The 14,658-nt window shown below is 71.8% G+C and carries 17 protein-coding genes; 9 read left to right on the top strand and 8 right to left on the bottom strand.

The features are described 5' to 3' along the window. Window positions 1-15: 15 nt before the first annotated feature. Window positions 16-2,445: a helicase-associated domain-containing protein gene (locus ACFY36_RS26580; protein WP_499748634.1), complete on the bottom strand. Its 2,430-nt coding sequence runs from the start codon at window positions 2,443-2,445 to the stop codon at window positions 16-18. A gap of 96 nt (window positions 2,446-2,541) precedes the next feature. Between ACFY36_RS26580 and ACFY36_RS26575 the strand changes: the two genes are divergently transcribed. The 3 genes from ACFY36_RS26575 to ACFY36_RS26565 are packed head-to-tail and all read left to right on the top strand — an operon-like array spanning window position 2,542 to window position 3,802. Beyond that, window positions 2,542-2,745 (top strand): hypothetical protein, encoded by a 204-nt coding sequence (locus ACFY36_RS26575; RefSeq protein WP_360246443.1) that lies wholly within the window; start codon window positions 2,542-2,544, stop codon window positions 2,743-2,745. Continuing rightward, window positions 2,742-3,365 carry an HAD family hydrolase gene (locus ACFY36_RS26570; protein ID WP_499748633.1) on the top strand — a complete coding sequence of 208 codons (624 nt, stop codon included), beginning with the start codon at window positions 2,742-2,744 and terminating at the stop codon, window positions 3,363-3,365. The genes ACFY36_RS26575 and ACFY36_RS26570 overlap by 4 nt, the downstream gene beginning before the upstream one ends. A 50-nt stretch (window positions 3,366-3,415) precedes the next feature. Continuing rightward, entirely contained in the window at window positions 3,416-3,802 is a 387-nt protein-coding gene (locus tag ACFY36_RS26565; protein ID WP_360246439.1) for a cold-shock protein, read from the top strand. On the opposite strand, the gene ACFY36_RS26560 is transcribed toward ACFY36_RS26565, so the two are convergent. From ACFY36_RS26560 to ACFY36_RS26550, 3 genes are all read right to left on the bottom strand, one after another. Continuing rightward, window positions 3,799-4,611 (bottom strand): 1,4-dihydroxy-6-naphtoate synthase, encoded by an 813-nt coding sequence (locus tag ACFY36_RS26560; RefSeq protein ID WP_499748632.1) that lies wholly within the window; start codon window positions 4,609-4,611, stop codon window positions 3,799-3,801. The two genes, ACFY36_RS26565 and ACFY36_RS26560, sit on opposite strands and share 4 nt — an antisense overlap. A 137-nt stretch (window positions 4,612-4,748) precedes the next feature. Beyond that, entirely contained in the window at window positions 4,749-5,375 is a 627-nt protein-coding gene (locus ACFY36_RS26555; protein ID WP_499748631.1) for a futalosine hydrolase, read from the bottom strand. 148 nt (window positions 5,376-5,523) lie between these two features. After that, window positions 5,524-7,338 carry an MFS transporter gene (locus tag ACFY36_RS26550; RefSeq protein WP_499748630.1) on the bottom strand — a complete coding sequence of 605 codons (1,815 nt, stop codon included), beginning with the start codon at window positions 7,336-7,338 and terminating at the stop codon, window positions 5,524-5,526. A gap of 53 nt (window positions 7,339-7,391) precedes the next feature. Between ACFY36_RS26550 and ACFY36_RS26545 the strand changes: the two genes are divergently transcribed. Continuing rightward, window positions 7,392-8,264: a DUF3027 domain-containing protein gene (locus ACFY36_RS26545; RefSeq protein WP_498661483.1), complete on the top strand. Its 873-nt coding sequence runs from the start codon at window positions 7,392-7,394 to the stop codon at window positions 8,262-8,264. On the opposite strand, the gene ACFY36_RS26540 is transcribed toward ACFY36_RS26545, so the two are convergent. Further along, window positions 8,261-8,509, bottom strand: coding sequence for a DUF2530 domain-containing protein (locus ACFY36_RS26540; RefSeq protein ID WP_498693909.1), 249 nt, complete (start codon window positions 8,507-8,509; stop codon window positions 8,261-8,263). The genes ACFY36_RS26545 and ACFY36_RS26540 overlap by 4 nt on opposite strands. Before the next feature lie 131 nt (window positions 8,510-8,640). Here ACFY36_RS26540 and ACFY36_RS26535 point away from each other — a divergent pair, with 131 nt between their 5' ends. The 4 genes from ACFY36_RS26535 to ACFY36_RS26520 all read left to right on the top strand — a co-directional run bounded on the left by ACFY36_RS26535 (window position 8,641) and on the right by ACFY36_RS26520 (window position 12,439). Continuing rightward, window positions 8,641-10,038, top strand: coding sequence for an NCS2 family permease (locus ACFY36_RS26535; protein WP_499748629.1), 1,398 nt, complete (start codon window positions 8,641-8,643; stop codon window positions 10,036-10,038). Between the two features lie 61 nt (window positions 10,039-10,099). Beyond that, entirely contained in the window at window positions 10,100-10,546 is a 447-nt protein-coding gene (locus ACFY36_RS26530) for a MarR family winged helix-turn-helix transcriptional regulator (protein WP_499748796.1), read from the top strand. Between the two features lie 67 nt (window positions 10,547-10,613). Then, window positions 10,614-11,918: an MFS transporter gene (locus ACFY36_RS26525; RefSeq protein WP_499748628.1), complete on the top strand. Its 1,305-nt coding sequence runs from the start codon at window positions 10,614-10,616 to the stop codon at window positions 11,916-11,918. Between the two features lie 71 nt (window positions 11,919-11,989). Next, complete coding sequence (locus tag ACFY36_RS26520) at window positions 11,990-12,439, top strand: hypothetical protein (protein WP_499748627.1); 450 nt, start codon at window positions 11,990-11,992, stop codon at window positions 12,437-12,439. On the opposite strand, the gene ACFY36_RS26515 is transcribed toward ACFY36_RS26520, so the two are convergent. Continuing rightward, a complete protein-coding gene (locus tag ACFY36_RS26515; RefSeq protein ID WP_499748626.1) occupies window positions 12,436-12,660 on the bottom strand; it encodes a hypothetical protein in 225 nt (74 codons plus the stop codon). The genes ACFY36_RS26520 and ACFY36_RS26515 overlap by 4 nt on opposite strands. Window positions 12,661-12,672: 12 nt before the next feature. Here ACFY36_RS26515 and ACFY36_RS26510 point away from each other — a divergent pair, with 12 nt between their 5' ends. Next, window positions 12,673-13,101 carry a TetR/AcrR family transcriptional regulator C-terminal domain-containing protein gene (locus ACFY36_RS26510; RefSeq protein WP_499748625.1) on the top strand — a complete coding sequence of 143 codons (429 nt, stop codon included), beginning with the start codon at window positions 12,673-12,675 and terminating at the stop codon, window positions 13,099-13,101. On the opposite strand, the gene thpR is transcribed toward ACFY36_RS26510, so the two are convergent. Both thpR and sepH read right to left on the bottom strand, forming a co-directional pair. Continuing rightward, window positions 13,082-13,564, bottom strand: coding sequence for an RNA 2',3'-cyclic phosphodiesterase (gene thpR, locus ACFY36_RS26505; RefSeq protein ID WP_499748795.1), 483 nt, complete (start codon window positions 13,562-13,564; stop codon window positions 13,082-13,084). The two genes, ACFY36_RS26510 and thpR, sit on opposite strands and share 20 nt — an antisense overlap. Further along, window positions 13,561-14,652, bottom strand: coding sequence for a septation protein SepH (gene sepH / locus ACFY36_RS26500; RefSeq protein ID WP_499748624.1), 1,092 nt, complete (start codon window positions 14,650-14,652; stop codon window positions 13,561-13,563). Before sepH ends, thpR begins: the two co-directional genes overlap by 4 nt. Window positions 14,653-14,658: the final 6 nt, after the last annotated feature.

Raw genomic sequence — 14,658 nt, 5'->3', positions numbered from 1 at the left:
ACGCGCCCCGGGTTGCTACTCCTGCTCGGGCACCGCCGCCGTTATCCGGTGCAGCGCGAAGGTGTGCAGCGTCTCGGTCCGCTCGTCCTCGGCCCGCAGATATCCGGCACTCAGCGACACGGGCTTGACCAGGCGCGACAGAGTCGCCCCGTGGGAGTCGACATAACCGACCCAGACCCTTGCCTTCTCCCGTACGGCCTGTTGCAGCACCGCCATGGCCTGCCCGTGCTGTTGTACGGGGGTCAGTCCGGGCGCGCCCTGGCCGTTCGCCGCGCGCACGCCGGCCGGCGCCCGCCGAGCGGCCCGGGTCGCGATGTCGCCCCGGCGGATCTGCTCCACCACCCCGGCCAGCCGCGGGCCGACCAGGGAGGGCGGCCCGGCGTGCTCGGCCGCCCGCGCCGCCACCGACGTGCGGGTCGGCGCCCGCCGGACCTTCGGCCGCGACAGCACGGCCGCGCCGCCCGCGTCCTCGGCGACCGGGGCGAACCCGGCGTCGCGCAGCCCACCGAGCAGCCGCGCCACCTGCAACGGGCTGACCAGCACGGTCGGCGCGATCTGGCGCAGGCCCAGCGGGGCCAGCCGCTTGTCGGTCAGCACCTCGGCGATCAGCGCCTCGTCGTCGCTGCGCAGATATGACCCGGCCGACCCGGCGCGCAGGCCGCCGTGCTTCCGGGCGGCGTCGTCGATCATGTAGGTCAGCGTCTGCGGCACCGGCGTCCGCGACCGCCGCCGGAACAGCGTGTGCAGGTCGGCGGCGGTGTAGCCGACGTCGAGGGCGCGCCGCACGCTGGCCGTGGTCACCCGGAAGACGCTGGCGCCGCCGGCCGACTCCGGCTCGGCGACGACGTCGAGCTCGGCCGCCAGCTCGGGCTCGGGCGGGCCCGGCACGACCACCGACAGGTCGGCCTGCACCAGCACGTGGTCGACCGGGGCGGGCAGCAGCTCGTCCAGGGCGCGGACCCCGTCGCCCGGCGTCTCGGCCGAGCTGGCCGGCCGCACGCCGAGCGGATCACTGTCGTCGATGTCCGGATCTTCGAGCAACAGGCGGCCGTACGAGGTGATGGCGCCCAGCGCGGTCACCCCCAGCAAGGCGGCGCCGCTCAGGGCGTCGCGGTGGGTCGCCTCGCGGCCCCGGGCCCGGCGCGGACTCTGCCAGGCCAGCAGGCCGAGCACCTCGTCAACGGCCGGCACCGTGCCCGCCTTGAGGTCGGTCAGCACGAGCAGGGCCTCACGGCGGGCCTGCGGGGCGCCGGCCCGCTCGGCGTCCGGCGCCAGCGCGTTGATCGGCCGGTCCCGCTCGTCGCGCTGCCCGACCAGGCCCGGCTGCCGGGTCATCATCAGCCAGGCCCGGGCCAGGGCGGTCCAGCGCTGGGCGATGCTGAGGGCGCGCCACAGGTCGTACGCCCCGGTCGGCAGAAAGATCTCGTCGATCGGCCCGGCGGCGCGGCTCACCGTGACCGAGCGGCCCGAACCGGCCACGTCGCTCTCGCCGAGCAGCCCCGCCGCGTACGCGATCTCGAGCAGCAGCGCCGCCCCCGGCTCGTCCAGACCGGCCCCGCGCGCGAGACGCTTCAGATCGCGTACGCCAAGACCGCCCGCCCGCAGAACGGGAGCGGGCTCGGCCGCGAGCGCCTCCATGAGCGCCTCAGTGCTGCGGACCGCCTCCATCACCTGGCCCGCGCCGGCCGAGTCGACCGACTTGGGATCGCGGGCCGTGCCCTCGGGCAGCGGCGGGAACGGCCGCATCGGCCCCAGCGGCCCGGTCTCGCGGCGCAGCAGCAGGCCGACCTCGCGCGGCAGCTCCACCAGCTCGCCGTCGGGGCGCGGGGACCGCCCGGCCTCGCTGATCGGCACCAGGATGTGCTGCTCGACCAGCCAGCGGACCGGCTCCGCATTGGTGGCGCGGCCCAGCGCGCCGATCGGGGGTCCCTCGGCCAGCCGGTCGAGCACGGCCCGCGACGCGGGCGGAGCGGCCAGGATCGTACGCCGCAATTTGGCCTTGTCCGCGCAGAGCGCGGCCGTCCTCGGGTCGAGGAAGTCGGCCGGGCGGCCCAGACCGGCCGGATAGGGCGAGGTGACCTCGTCCACGGCGCCGGTGACCTCGAGCGCGTCCTCGGGGCCGTGCAGCAGGAAGCGGACCCGGAGACGGTCGATCGCGACGCGGACGTCGTCGGCGGCCACCCCGGTGGCCAGCTCGATGATGGCGCCGGCCGAGGTGAGGGCCGTCTCGGCCGAGCGGGTCAGCCGGGCGGCGTCGAGGATCTGCAGGGTGAACTCGTCCAGGCCGTCCAGGCAGCGGGCGACCGAGCCCCGGGACTGGGCGCGGACGGCCAGGGCGGAGACGTCGGCGGGAACGGGCACGACGAGGTCGGGGCGCAGCTGAATGAGCGCGCTCAGCGCCTCGTCGGTGAGCGACCGGAGTTGATCGGCGAATGTGGTGGCCATCGTGTTCAACGCTAGCCGTCGTGGGACGATATTGAAGGGACCAGCCCAGCGGGCTGGCTCACTACCTCTCGTTGTGACGCTTTAAGGGGAAGACCAGTGGCCGCTCAGAACAAGTTGCCGGGTACCGCCGTCGAGGGTGGCGCCGGTCCGCGCCAGACCAAGTCGGCCGCTCCGCAGGGCCACATGGACGTCTCCGAGATCCTGTCCGACCGGGCCGCCGCGCCGTCGCCGTTCGGTGACGACCAGACCTTCCCGCTGCCGGTGAACCGCCTCAAGTACATCCCGTCGACCCCCGCGTGAGGCCGGCGGTCGGTTTCGATCTGGACATGACCCTGATCGACTCCCGGCCGGGGATCCGCGCCGCCTACCAGGCGCTGACCAGGAAGACCGGCGTCCACGTGGACGCCGATCTGGTGGTCACACGTCTCGGCCCGCCGTTGCGGACCGAGCTCCGTCATTGGTTCCCGGAGGAGCGGATCGAGGAGACGGTCACCACCTACCGGGAGCTGTACGCCGAGTACGCGATCACGCCGACCGTGCCCATGCCGGGTGCGGTCGAGGCGCTGGCCGCCGTGCGGGACAGCGGTTTCCGGGTCGTCGTGGTGACCTCGAAGCTGGGCCGGCTGGCGCAGCTGCACCTCGACCACCTCGGCATGGCGGCCGACGAGCTCGCCGGCGACCTGTTCGCCGAGGGCAAGGCGGCCGCGGTGACCGAGCACGGCGTGCGCTGGTATGTCGGCGATCACATCGGCGACATGGTGGCGGCGCGGACGGCCGGGGTGCCCGGCATCGGCGTGGCCACCGGACCGTGCACCCCCGGCGAGTTGACCGCGGCCGGCGCCGCGTACGTTCTGTCCGACCTCAATGGGTTCCCGAGCCTGCTGCGCGAGATTGCAGTTGGGTCCGGGCCCACCGCTTAAGTAGCCTTGCGTCGAGCGGTTGTTTCCATTGAGTGAAGTTGAGGTCAGCGGTGCCCACGGGTCGAGTGAAGTGGTACGACGCGGCGAAGGGATTCGGCTTCGTCACCAGCGATGAGGGCGGCGACGTGTTCCTGCCCAAGGGCGCGCTGCCGGCCGATGTGGCCGAGTTGAAAACGGGACAGCGGGTCGACTTCGGCCTGGTGGACAGCCGACGCGGCCCGCAGGCGATGGGCGTCAAACTGATCGACGCCCCGCCGTCGCTGTCCGAGCTCCGCCGCCGCCCGGCGGAGGAGCTGCACAGCATGGTCGAAGACATGATCAAGGTGCTGGAGTCACAGGTACAGCCCGGGCTGAGCCGCGGGCGGTACCCGGACAAGCGCACCGCGCAGAAGATCGCGCAGCTGGTCCACGCGGTGGCTAAAGAGTTCGAGATTTAGATAAAAGGCTTTACGGCCGGCGTCAAACCCGCCGCCGCCGCGCGCTGCAACAGGGCGTCGGCGGCGGCGAGTCCGTCTTTGCCCAGCTCCAGCGTGAACTCGTTCACGTAGAGGTTGATGTGCTGCTGGACGACGTCCGGCTCCATCTCCTGCGCGTTCTCCAGGATGAAGTCGCGGCTCGCGTCCGGGTTGGCCCAGGCCATGCTCACCGAGTTGCGGATCCATTCGGTGGCCTCGGCCGGGTCGACGGCGCCCTTGCGGGCCAGGATCGCGCCCAGCGGGATGGGCAGGCCGGTGTCCTGCTCCCACCACTCGCCCAGGTCGACGATCGAGGTCAGGCCGTAACGCTGATAGGTGAAGCGGGCCTCGTGGATGACCAGCCCGGCGTCGTACGTCCCGTCGGCCACCCCCGGCATGATCTGGTGGAACGGGACGACCTCGATCCGCGCCGGCTGCTTGTCGGCCGCCCACAGGCGGAAGAGCAGGTAGGCGGTGGTCCGGTCGCCGGGGACGGCGACGGTCTTGCCGGTCAGGTCCTCGTTGCCGTCCTTGGTCAGGACCAGCGGACCGCAGCCCCGGCCGAGAGCGCCGCCGGTGAGCAGGAGCTCGTAGTCGTCGAGCAGCCACGGCAGGGCCGCGTAGCTCACCTTGACCAGATCGAACTCGCCTCGCTCGGCCGCCGTGTTGGTCACGTCGACGTCGGCGAAGGTCAGATCGACCTCCGGTGCGCCGGGGATGAGCCCGTGCACGAGGGCGTGAAAGACGAAAGTGTCGTTGGGACACGGCGAAACCGCGAGTGAAAGCGCCACGGCGTCAACGCTAAACGCGGGACCGGGGGACAACGGTGTACGACGCCTGTTCCCAATCCCACACTCAGCGCCACATATCCCTCACGCTCGTGCTTCGCGGCCCGAGCGGCAAGCGTCACAGATCGTTGCCCACAGCGTTATCCACAGGTTGTCCACAAGGCGGCGGAAGCTGTGGACAACGCGGCGAAGGCGTCCTTGAGCCGCCAGGCGGCGCGGTCACGAGGGCCGATCGGGTTGGAGATGGTCCGCAGCTCGGCGAAAGGCGTCTGCCCCGCGGCCATGGCTACGCCGAAGCCCTCCATGGCCTCGGCCACGGCGTCGGGAAAGGCGGCGGTGAGGCGGTCGGCGGTGGCGGAGGTGCCGGTGACGGTGCTGAGGGTGAGGATGTCGCCGGTGATGGCGTGGGGGAGGGCGGCGGCCAGCGACTTGAACAGCTCAGGGTCGGCGGGGTGGTGGCTGGTGCCGAAGCCGAGATCCTCGATGGGCAGGAAGCCGGTGGGGGATTCGGCGCCCAGGTCGGCGCAGATGCTCCGGACGCCCAGGACGGTGGAGCCGACGGGGGCCCGGCCGGGGAAGCCGCCGGCGATCCCGGCCGAGATGACGGCGCGGTAGTGGCCGGTGGCCAGCAGGCGGGCCGTGGCGGCGGCGGCCGCGGCCGGGCCGACACCGACCGGCTCGACCACGACGTGGGCCGGGTCGGCGCCGGCCCGGACGGCTTCGGCTTCGGCGGCGACCGCGGTGACCACGAGCAGCGGAGATGTCATGCGGTGATTGTCGGGGTAACGCACCCAACCGCAGAGCCCGCCCTCCCCAGGGGGACCATCCCGACACCATTCTGGCCGACCTGCCCAAGATCGTGTGGGCGGCCTGTGGACAGACGGCGATTGTGGAAAACCTTGCGCCGTGCGGACGTCAGCGGTTGTCGAAGTCGTCGTCGGGCGGAGCCGCGCCGTTGGTGGGGTGGTCGGCCGAGGACGGCCGGTAGACGTGGAAGCCCGGCGGCGCGGCCGCGGGCTGCGGCGCGGGCGGCTCGGGGCTGGGCGACGGCGAGGACGAGGGCGAGGACGAGGGCGAGGGCGGCGCGGCGGGTGTCGCCGGTTTGTCCTTGCGGCCGAACCAGCGCTTCTTTCCCGCGTTGGGATCGATCCTGGTGGGCGGGTCGTCGCGCGTGACTGGGTCGACTCGGCGGCCACGTGGGGCGGCGGGGGAGTTCGGCCGGGTGTGCTCGGGGATGGTGGGCGCGTCCGGCCAGGGGTCGGTGGGCTCGGGCGAGCGCCTCGAACCGGCGGGGGCCGCGGGTCCAGCGGTGGTGGCTGAGCTGGGGCCGGTGGTCGCGGCTACGGGCTCGGGGGTGGGGTCGGGGTCGCCGGCTCGGCCGCTCAGGCGTTCGTTGTGGAGGCGGGCCGCCACGAAGCCGGCTCGGGCGGCCGCGGCCACGGCCAGGAGGGCGGCCAGGGCCACTCCTACGCGGCCGGGGAGGGGGATCAGGCCTATGCCGCCGCCCAGGACCCAGGCGATCATCAGGACGGTTTCGGAGTGGGAGAAGGCGCTTGCCCTCAGGCGCTCGGGGACACGCTCCTGGATGGTGGCGTCGACGGCCAGCTTGGCTATGCCGCTGAAGATGGCGACCGTCAGGGCCAGCAGGGTGACCGTGGCCAGGCTGTAGAACAGGGTGGCCAGGACGCCGGCGCCGGCGGTGATCATCAGGCCGGCCGACTGGAGGGCCAGCGGGCGGCGGATGCGCAGGCGGGTGCCGACGGCCGTGGACAGGAAGGTGCCGATGGCCAGGGCGCCGCCGATCACGCCGACCGCGCCCTTGTTGCCGATGTCGTTGCCCAGGACCGTCGTGTCGAGGTCGTTCGCCATGATCACGAAGGCCAGGAAGAGCAGGGTGAAGCCGTACAGCAGGCGCAGGCTGGCGCTGCCGATCAGGGTGGAGATCACCAGCTGGCCGGCGAGCGGCCGGTCCTCGCCCCGGCCCAGGCGCAGCATCGCCCGCCAGGGGCGGGGCACCGCCTCGGGTGGGTCGGAGTCGGCGCGCGGGGGCAGGCGCAGGGAGATCACCATGCCGACCACGAAGAGGATCGCCGCCACGCGCAGGGGCCACTGTGGGCCGATCTTGAAGGCGAGCAGGCCCAGTGGGGCCACCACCGCTCCCGCGAACGTGCCGTAGACGCTGGCCCGGGCGCCGACCTGTGACAGTCCGACGCCCTCGGGCAGGAGCCTGGGGACCGCGGCCGAGCGCGCCACGCCGTACGCCCGGGAAAGCGCGAGCACCCCGAAAGCCGCCGGATAGAGGCCCCAGCCGAAAAGGTGGTCGGAGATCACGTAGGCCAGGAAGGCGCGGCCCAGCATGGTGACCGCCAGCGCGTAGCGGCGCCCGTGCCGGAAATGGTCGAGCAGCGGGCCGACCACCGGCGCCAGCAGGGCGAACGGGACCATCGTGATCAGCAGGTAGAGGGCGACCTTGCTGCGTGCCTCGCCGAGCGGGACGTTGAAGAAGATCGTGCCGGCCAGGCCGATCGCGATCAGGGTGTCGCCGGCGCAGGAGATCGCGTGCAGGTCGAAGAGGCGGATCATGCCGACCTCGTTGGCCGCGCCCTTGGCCCGCGCCGTGCCGACCCTCCTGGTCGCCCACGCCCCGCCGCGCACGGAGCCGCGCACCATCAGGCGGGCGGCCTTGATGCCGGAACCGACGGTGCGCCCGAGAGAGGGAAGCACAGGCATGGGTTCCATCCTGACTGATCGGGGCCAGTGCTGTCCCGTTCCGCGAGCGCGTAATCCGGGGGAGTCGTTGCGGATCAACCGCACCGGTAGGGGACAATGGATACGTGACGACTCGGACCACCACACGCGCCGCCCGACTCGACCAAGTTTGTGCCGATGCGGTCGGTGTGGCGCGCGGCGCAATCACCGAGGTGGATCCCGAGGACGTCGGGGAACACCTGGAAGCGATCGCCGAGGGCGACCGCGTTGTGACCCACTTCTTCGAGAGCCACCTGGCGGGCTACCGCGGCTGGCGCTGGGCCGTCACGGTGACCCGCGTGCCGCGCAGCCGTCATGTGACGGTCTGCGAGACCGTGCTGCTGCCCGGGCCCGACGCGCTGCTCGCGCCGGGCTGGGTGCCGTGGAACGAGCGGGTGCAGCCGGGCGACCTCGGCGTCGGCGACCTCATGCCGACCGCGCCCGACGACGAGCGTCTCGCGCAGGGCTATGTGCTCAGCGACGACCCCGCCGTCGAGGAGGTCAGCTGGGAGCTCGGCCTCGGCCGGTCACGGGTGATGTCCCGCGAGGGGCGGATCGAGACGGCACAGAGGTGGTACGACGGTGAGTCCGGCCCGGAAGCGCCGATCTCGGTGGCCGCGCCGCGCAACGCCCGCTGCGGCACCTGTGGCTTCTACCTGCCGCTGGCCGGGTCGCTGCGCACGATGTTCGGTGTCTGCGGAAACCTGTACGCGCCCGACGACAGCCGCGCGGTGAGCGCCGACCACGGCTGCGGCGCCCACTCCGAGGCCCTGCTGGGCACGGCCGAGCAGCCGGTCGAGGAGCTGCCGACGGTCTACGACGACAGCGAGGTCGAGTCGGTCGCGGTGAGCCGCGGTCACGGCTCGGTCGAGGAAGCGGAGCCGGCCGAGGAGCTCGGCCACAGCTAGGAAGTAACCCTGAACTCCGCGTGGGTGATCGACCGGCGCCGCTTGCGGTGCCGGTCGTGCACGATCATCGTGATCAGGCCCGGGATGCCGACCAGGAAGCCCGCGACGCAGATCTCCAGCCACCTGTCCGGTCCGTCGGCCAGCCACACGATCAGGGCGGCGATGGCGAAACCGGCCAGGCCGGCGAGCGCGAAGGGGACCATGGGTGGGTCCAGCGGCTCGACCGGGGGCTTGCGTTCAGTCACTTCGCCAGGATAAGTGCGCGGAGATCACCGGTGGGGTCTTGTGACCGGGCCGACACCGTTTCGTTTTTGCGCTGGTCATTGTTGCTGAGAGCATGACCTCCGAACATCGTCGATGATCGGAAAGGCCACGCATGATCACCGCTTTCGACCGCTTCTTCGAAATCTCGGCCCGGGGTTCGACGCTGGGGCGCGAGATCCGCGGTGGCCTGGCCACCTTCTTCACGATGGCCTACATCGTCGTGCTGAACCCGCTGATCCTCGGCGGCGGCGTGGACGGCGACAACAAGACGCTGCCGATCGCGGCCCTGGCCGCGGGCACGGCGCTGGTCGCCGGCGTGATGACCATCCTGATGGGTGTGGTTGCCCGGTTCCCGCTGGCGCTGGCCGCCGGGCTCGGCGTGAACGCGCTGGTGGCGTACGAGATCGCTCCGGAAATGACCTGGGCCGACGCGATGGGCCTGGTCGTCATCGAGGGTGTCCTGATCGCGATCCTGGTGCTCACCGGGCTGCGGACGCTGGTCTTCCGGGCGGTGCCGACGCAGCTCAAGACGGCGATCGGCGTGGGCATCGGCCTGTTCCTGATGATCGTCGGCCTGGTCGACGCGGGCTTCGTGCGCCGGGTGCCGGACGCGGCCAACTCGACGGTGCCGGTCGAGCTCGGCATCGGCGGCAAGCCGGCCGGCTGGCCCACCTTCGTCTTCGTGATCGGCCTGCTCTTCACGCTGATCCTCTTCGTGCGCAAGGTGCGCGGCGCCATCCTCATCGGCATCCTCGGCAGCACCGTGCTGGCGATCGTCGTGGAGGCGATCGCCCACCCGAAGACCTGGTCGCTGAACGTGCCCAAGCTGCCCGAGAAGATCGTCAGCTCGCCCGACCTCTCGCTGCTCGGTCACTTCAACGTGCTCGACTCGTGGTCGCGGGCCGGCTGGCTGGTCGTGATCATGTTCATCTTCAGCCTGCTGATCACCGACTTCTTCGACACGATGGGCACGATGGTCGCGGTCGGCCAGGAGGGTGACCTGCTCGACGAGGACGGCAACCCGCCCCGTACGCGGGAGATCCTGCTCGTCGACTCGGTCGCGGCGGCCGCCGGTGGCGCGGCCAGCGTCTCCAGCAACACCTCCTACATCGAGAGCGCGGCCGGCGTGGGCGAGGGCGCCCGCACCGGTGCGGCCAACCTGGTCACCGGCGTGCTCTTCCTGCTCGCGATGTTCCTGTCGCCGCTGGTCTCGGTGGTGCCGTTCGAGGCGGCGTCGACCGCGCTGGTGGTGGTCGGCTTCCTGATGATCCTGTCGATCCGGCAGATCGACTGGACCGACTACACGATCGCCATCCCGGCCTTCCTCACGATCACGTTCATGCCGTTCACGTACTCGATCTCCAACGGCATCGGGGCGGGCGTCATCACGTACGCGGTCCTCAAGATCGCGACCGGCCGGGCCCGCGAGATCCACCCGATCCTCTACGGCGTCGCGGCCCTGTTCGTCCTGTACTTCTTGAGGGGCCCGCTGGAGAGCTGGATCCTGTAACAACGGTTACACGCGAAACCAATGTCGTTAGCCAAGCTCATTAGCTAAGCTAAGAATCGTGATGGAGTGGCCGGTGGCGGCTGATCAAGGCACAGCGGAGGAGCTGGCCAAGACGCTGCGCGAGGCGATCCAGCGGCTGAGCCGGCGCGTCCGGCAGGCCCGCCCGGTCGGCGACCTGACGTTCAGTCAGCTTTCCGCGCTCACCAGCTTGCAGCTGGCGGGCGCGCTGACTCCTCGTGAGCTCGCCGATGTCGAGCGGGTCCAGCCGCCGACGATGACCAAGATCGTCGGCAAGCTGGAGGACCGGGGTCTGGTGGTGCGTTCCCCGCACCCGACCGATGGGCGCCAGGTGATCCTGGCCCCGACGGAACTGGGCCGGGCGGTCTTCGCCCAGTTCGAGAAGGCCCGGAACGAATGGCTGGCGTCCCAGCTGGCCGAGCTCACGGAGGAGGAACAGGAGACGCTGGCCCAGGCCACGCGCATCCTGCAACGGCTCTCGCAAGCCTGACCGGTCGGTTCGGCGCTGCTTCGTCACGTGACGATGACGCGTACGACCGAACAGGAGGCACCACCCAGTGCGGTCAGTGCTCAACACCACCTTCCGGTCCCTGAAGATCCGCAACTACCGGCTGTTCACGGTCGGCCAGCTCGTCAAGCTCGTGGGCGTCTGGATGATGTTCACCGCGCAGGACTGGCTGGTCCTCGACCTGTCGAACAACTCGCCGGGCGCCCTCGGGGCCGTGACCGCCCTCCAGTTCCTGCCCGTCCTGCTGCTCACCCTGTGGGGCGGCAAGCTCGCCGACCGCTACGACAAGCGCAAGTTGCTCGTCGCGGCGAACGCCGTCTTCGCGGCCACCGCGATCGTCTTCGCGATCCTGGTCGCCTCCGGGCACGTCGAGCTCTGGCACGTGTTCCTGTTCGCCGGGCTCTTCGGCATCGCCAACTCCATCGAGACGCCGGTACGCCAGTCGTTCGTCTCCGAGCTGGTCGAGATGCCGCTGCTGCCCAACGCGCTGGCGCTGTCGGCGGCCACCTTCAACACCGCCCGCGTGGGCGGTCCCGCCCTGGCCGGCGTGGCCCTGGCGATCTTCGGCACCGGGCCGGTCTTCCTGATCGCGACCGCGCTGTCGATCGCGCCGGTGTTCAGCTACACCGCGATGCGCGCGCACGAGCTGCTGCGGTCCACCCCGCCCGGCAAGAAGGACACCAGGATCCTCGACGGCCTGAAGTACGCCTACCGTCGCCCCGACCTGATGGTCCCGATCTGCCTGATGGCCGTCATCGGCATGATCGGCTTCAACTTCCCGGTGACCCTGGCCGCCCTGGCGAAAATCAACTTCAACGCCGGGGCGTCCTCGTTCGGCCTGCTCACCACGGCGCTCGCGGCCGGATCGCTCTGCGGGGCCCTGGCCGGCAGCGCCCGCCGCAAGCGCCCCAGCGTCTACCTGGTCATCGGCGCGGCACTGATCTTCAGCGTGCTCGAGTTCGCGGTCGGCTTCACGCCCAACTTCGTGGTCGCGATGATCGTGCTCTTCCCGACCGGCTTCTTCTCGATCTTCCTGGCCCAGGCGGCCAACCACCGGGTGCAGATGGGCGTCGACCCGAAGTTCCGGGGCCGGGTGATGGCGCTCTACGTGCTGGTCTTCCTCGGCACCACGCCGATCGGGGCATCCCTGGCCGGCTGGTGGGGCGAGCGGTACGGGGTGGCGTCGAGCATCTGGGTGGCCGGCATCATCTGCTTCGTGGCCTCGGCCGTGGCCCTGGTCTGGCAGCTGCGCAGCAGCGGGGAGCGGCTCGAGATGACGTTGCGGCCGCGGCCGCGCCTCACACTGGTGCCGCCAGCCGAGGACCCGGAGCCGGCCCTCGCGCGAGCCGCCTGACGGGTATTTGGCAGGAGAAGTCCGCCGAACGGGTATTCCAGTTCGGGGCGCATCCGACTTAGCGTCTTCTGGTGGCCCTCGTGCACATTGCTGTGCTCACGGCGGCCCTCGTCGTTCTGATCTCCGTGCCCTACGCGGTGGCGGCAGCGATCCGGCGCGACGAGGCCCGTCGGCGGCGAGACGCGTCCCGAAATTCCTCCGAGGGCCGTGACCTGCGGCTTCTCGACCGTCATCTTCAGTGCAACGACCCGGTCGCGGCGCTGGCCCGGCGAGGCCCGGCCCCGATCGAGCAGCTCGCCTTCGACCTGCGCCGGCTCCACCGCGAGCAGCGCGGCGGCCTGTCGCTGGGCTCACACAAGTGGACGGCGGCGGTGCTGACGGCGTACGACGAAAGGCTCTGCATGGCGTGCGAGTGCCTCGGCGTACGGGAGAACCTGCGCCCCTTGGACGGCCTGGACCGCGAGCTGGAGCGGGTCCGGGTCGAGAGCGAGCTCGAGGCCGCCGGCCTGGAGCTGCGTTAGGACGTCGCTCTGCCGCGCGTCAGGCCGATGGCCAGCGTCAGCGCGACGATGGCGCCGGTCAGGCTCGGCAGGCCGAGCTCGGATCGAACGGCGTACGACGCCACGGAGGCGGCCAGGACGCCGGCGGAGTAGGCGAAGGCCACCGGCAGGGCGATCAGCGCGTGTCGAGCGGGCAGCGCCGCCGCCACGGCCAGCCCGGCGATGAGGATCAGGTCGGGCACCAGGAAGAGGTTGTGGCCGATCTCGCGGTGGAGGAGGTCGAGGCGCCGGCCGGCAGCGAGCCGTGGGACCAGCGGATCCGGGCGGTGCTGACCGATGTCCGCGCGGCCGCGCTGCGGCATCCGGGGATCGCCGGGCACATCGCTTCCCGGCCGCCGCTCGGGCCGGCCGGGCTGAGGCTCGCCGCGGTCATCATGGCCGCGCTCGCTGAGGCTGGTCTGAGCCCCGCCGACGTGGTCAAAGCGTCTCAGGCCCTGATCGCCTACTCGGCCGCCGGGCTTCGCATGGCGGTCGAGGCCGGGGAGCCGGACGAGCGCTGGCGCCAGGTCAACGAGGCGCTGCGAGGGGAGACTCCGGTGGCCGGCTCGGCCGAGCAGTTCGGCTACGGCCTGCGCCTGCTGCTCAACGGCATCCGGCAGGAGGCTACAGCGGCCAGGAGTTGAGCTTCTCGTACTGGCCGTTGTGGCTCAGGACCAGCGAGAACTCGGTCACCGGCCACGGCGGGCCCACGTAGTTGGACAGGGCTTTCCGCACGGCGGCGTCGGCGTGGTACGAGACCGTCAGGTGCGGGTGGAACGGCCTGTCCTCGAGCGGATATCCGGCCGCGGCCAGGTCGTCCCGGATGCTCGTGTGCAGTGCGATGAGGTTTTCCCGGTCGCCCTCGACGCCCAGCCACTCGGCCTTGCCGAAGCGGCCGCTGCCGGCCAGGCGCAGCGTGAACGGGCCGGGGGAGCGCACCGCGGCCAGCACCGCCGCCACCGGGTCCGGAGACGGGACGTCACCCAGGAAGGCCAGGGTGACATGCCACTTGCCGGACGGCGAGACCCGGCCGCCGCTCGGCAGGGCGCGCCGGAGGGCGTGAAGCTCGCCGGGCGGAGGGAAGACCGCGACGAAGAGACGGTTCAGGACGACTCGCGGGCCGCGGGCCCGCCGCCGAAGAGAACGTCGTCCCAGCTCGGAAGGCGCTTGCGCGGTTTCGCCTCGTCGGTCTCGGAGGACGCCTGCTGGGCGCCGCTCTGCTGGCCGACCGTGCGCCGCGGGCGCAGGACGGCGAGCGACGGGACGGCCGGAACCTCCTTGGGGAGGTCGGAGTCTTCGTCGAAGGCCGAGCCGGAACCGCCGCCGAGCAGGGCGGCGGCGCCACCGGCGACCGGGCGGCGCTGCTCGGCCGGTCCGCTGTCGAGGCTGCGGCCGGGCGTCTGGCCCAGCGGGCGGTCGAGCGAGGCGAGCAGGGCGTCGCGGCCGGCGCGGATCGGGTCGCGGGCCGGGCGCTGCGCGGGCGTCTCGGCCGCGGGCAGGCCGTGGCCGCCGCGGGCGGGCTCGGCGGAACGGGACGGGCCGGGCAGTCCGTGACCGCCCCGCTCGGTGAAGGCGCGCTCGGGCGCGGGCTCCTGGCCCAGGATCTGGGTGGGGCGCTCGGCGCACAGGTATTGCGCCATGTCGTCATGCGGCGAGACGACCTGGCGTCCCTTGTCGAGGTCCCAGATGGCCTGCGCCGTGGCCTTGCCGGACGGCCAGGTGGCGACGATGCGCCACGTGCCGTCCTCGCGGCGGAACGCGTCCCACGAGATCTTCTCGGTGTCGATGCCGTGCTGGGCCAGGCGGCTGTCGACCACCTCGGCCAGCGGGGCGCCGGAATCCGACGTCTTCAGACGGGTGCGCCGAGCATGCTGCGCCAGCATGGCCCGCTCCTGGAGCACCGGGCCCGCATAGCGCAGGACGCGGTCGACCGGAACGCCGGCGATGCGCGCGACGTCCTCGGCGGACTCGCCCTGACGGATGCGGGCCTGGATGTCACGTGGCGAGAGCGAGGCCTGCTGCGCCTCGGGCGTCATCACGGCCACGGCCGTGCCCGCGGGGGCGGCGTGGCCCTCGTGGGTGAGCGCACCGTGAACCCGGTCGTCGATGGGGAGAGCCAGGAGCCGGCCGACCTCGTCGGCGAGCACCATGGCCTGACCGTCCTCGGAAAGGGCGACGAAGCGTACCGGCCGCATGCGTTG

The sequence above is a fragment of the Actinoplanes sp. NPDC000266 genome, from assembly GCF_042899005.1.
Taxonomy (GTDB): domain Bacteria; phylum Actinomycetota; class Actinomycetes; order Mycobacteriales; family Micromonosporaceae; genus Actinoplanes.
Note: the sequence above shows the minus strand (reverse complement) of the source record. Positions and strands in the feature narration are given on the sequence as shown.

Bases quoted from the DNA above. Each gene is read 5' to 3' on its own strand.
- ACFY36_RS26580 (WP_499748634.1), bottom strand. From the start codon at position 2,445: ATGGCCACCACATTCGCCGATCAACTCCGGTCGCTCACCGACGAGGCG.
- ACFY36_RS26555 (WP_499748631.1), bottom strand. From the start codon at position 5,375: ATGACATCTCCGCTGCTCGTGGTCACCGCGGTCGCCGCCGAAGCCGAA.
- ACFY36_RS26550 (WP_499748630.1), bottom strand. From the start codon at position 7,338: ATGCCTGTGCTTCCCTCTCTCGGGCGCACCGTCGGTTCCGGCATCAAG.
- ACFY36_RS26535 (WP_499748629.1), top strand. From the start codon at position 8,641: ATGATCACCGCTTTCGACCGCTTCTTCGAAATCTCGGCCCGGGGTTCG.
- ACFY36_RS26530 (WP_499748796.1), top strand. From the start codon at position 10,100: ATGGAGTGGCCGGTGGCGGCTGATCAAGGCACAGCGGAGGAGCTGGCC.
- sepH (WP_499748624.1), bottom strand. From the start codon at position 14,652: ATGCGGCCGGTACGCTTCGTCGCCCTTTCCGAGGACGGTCAGGCCATG.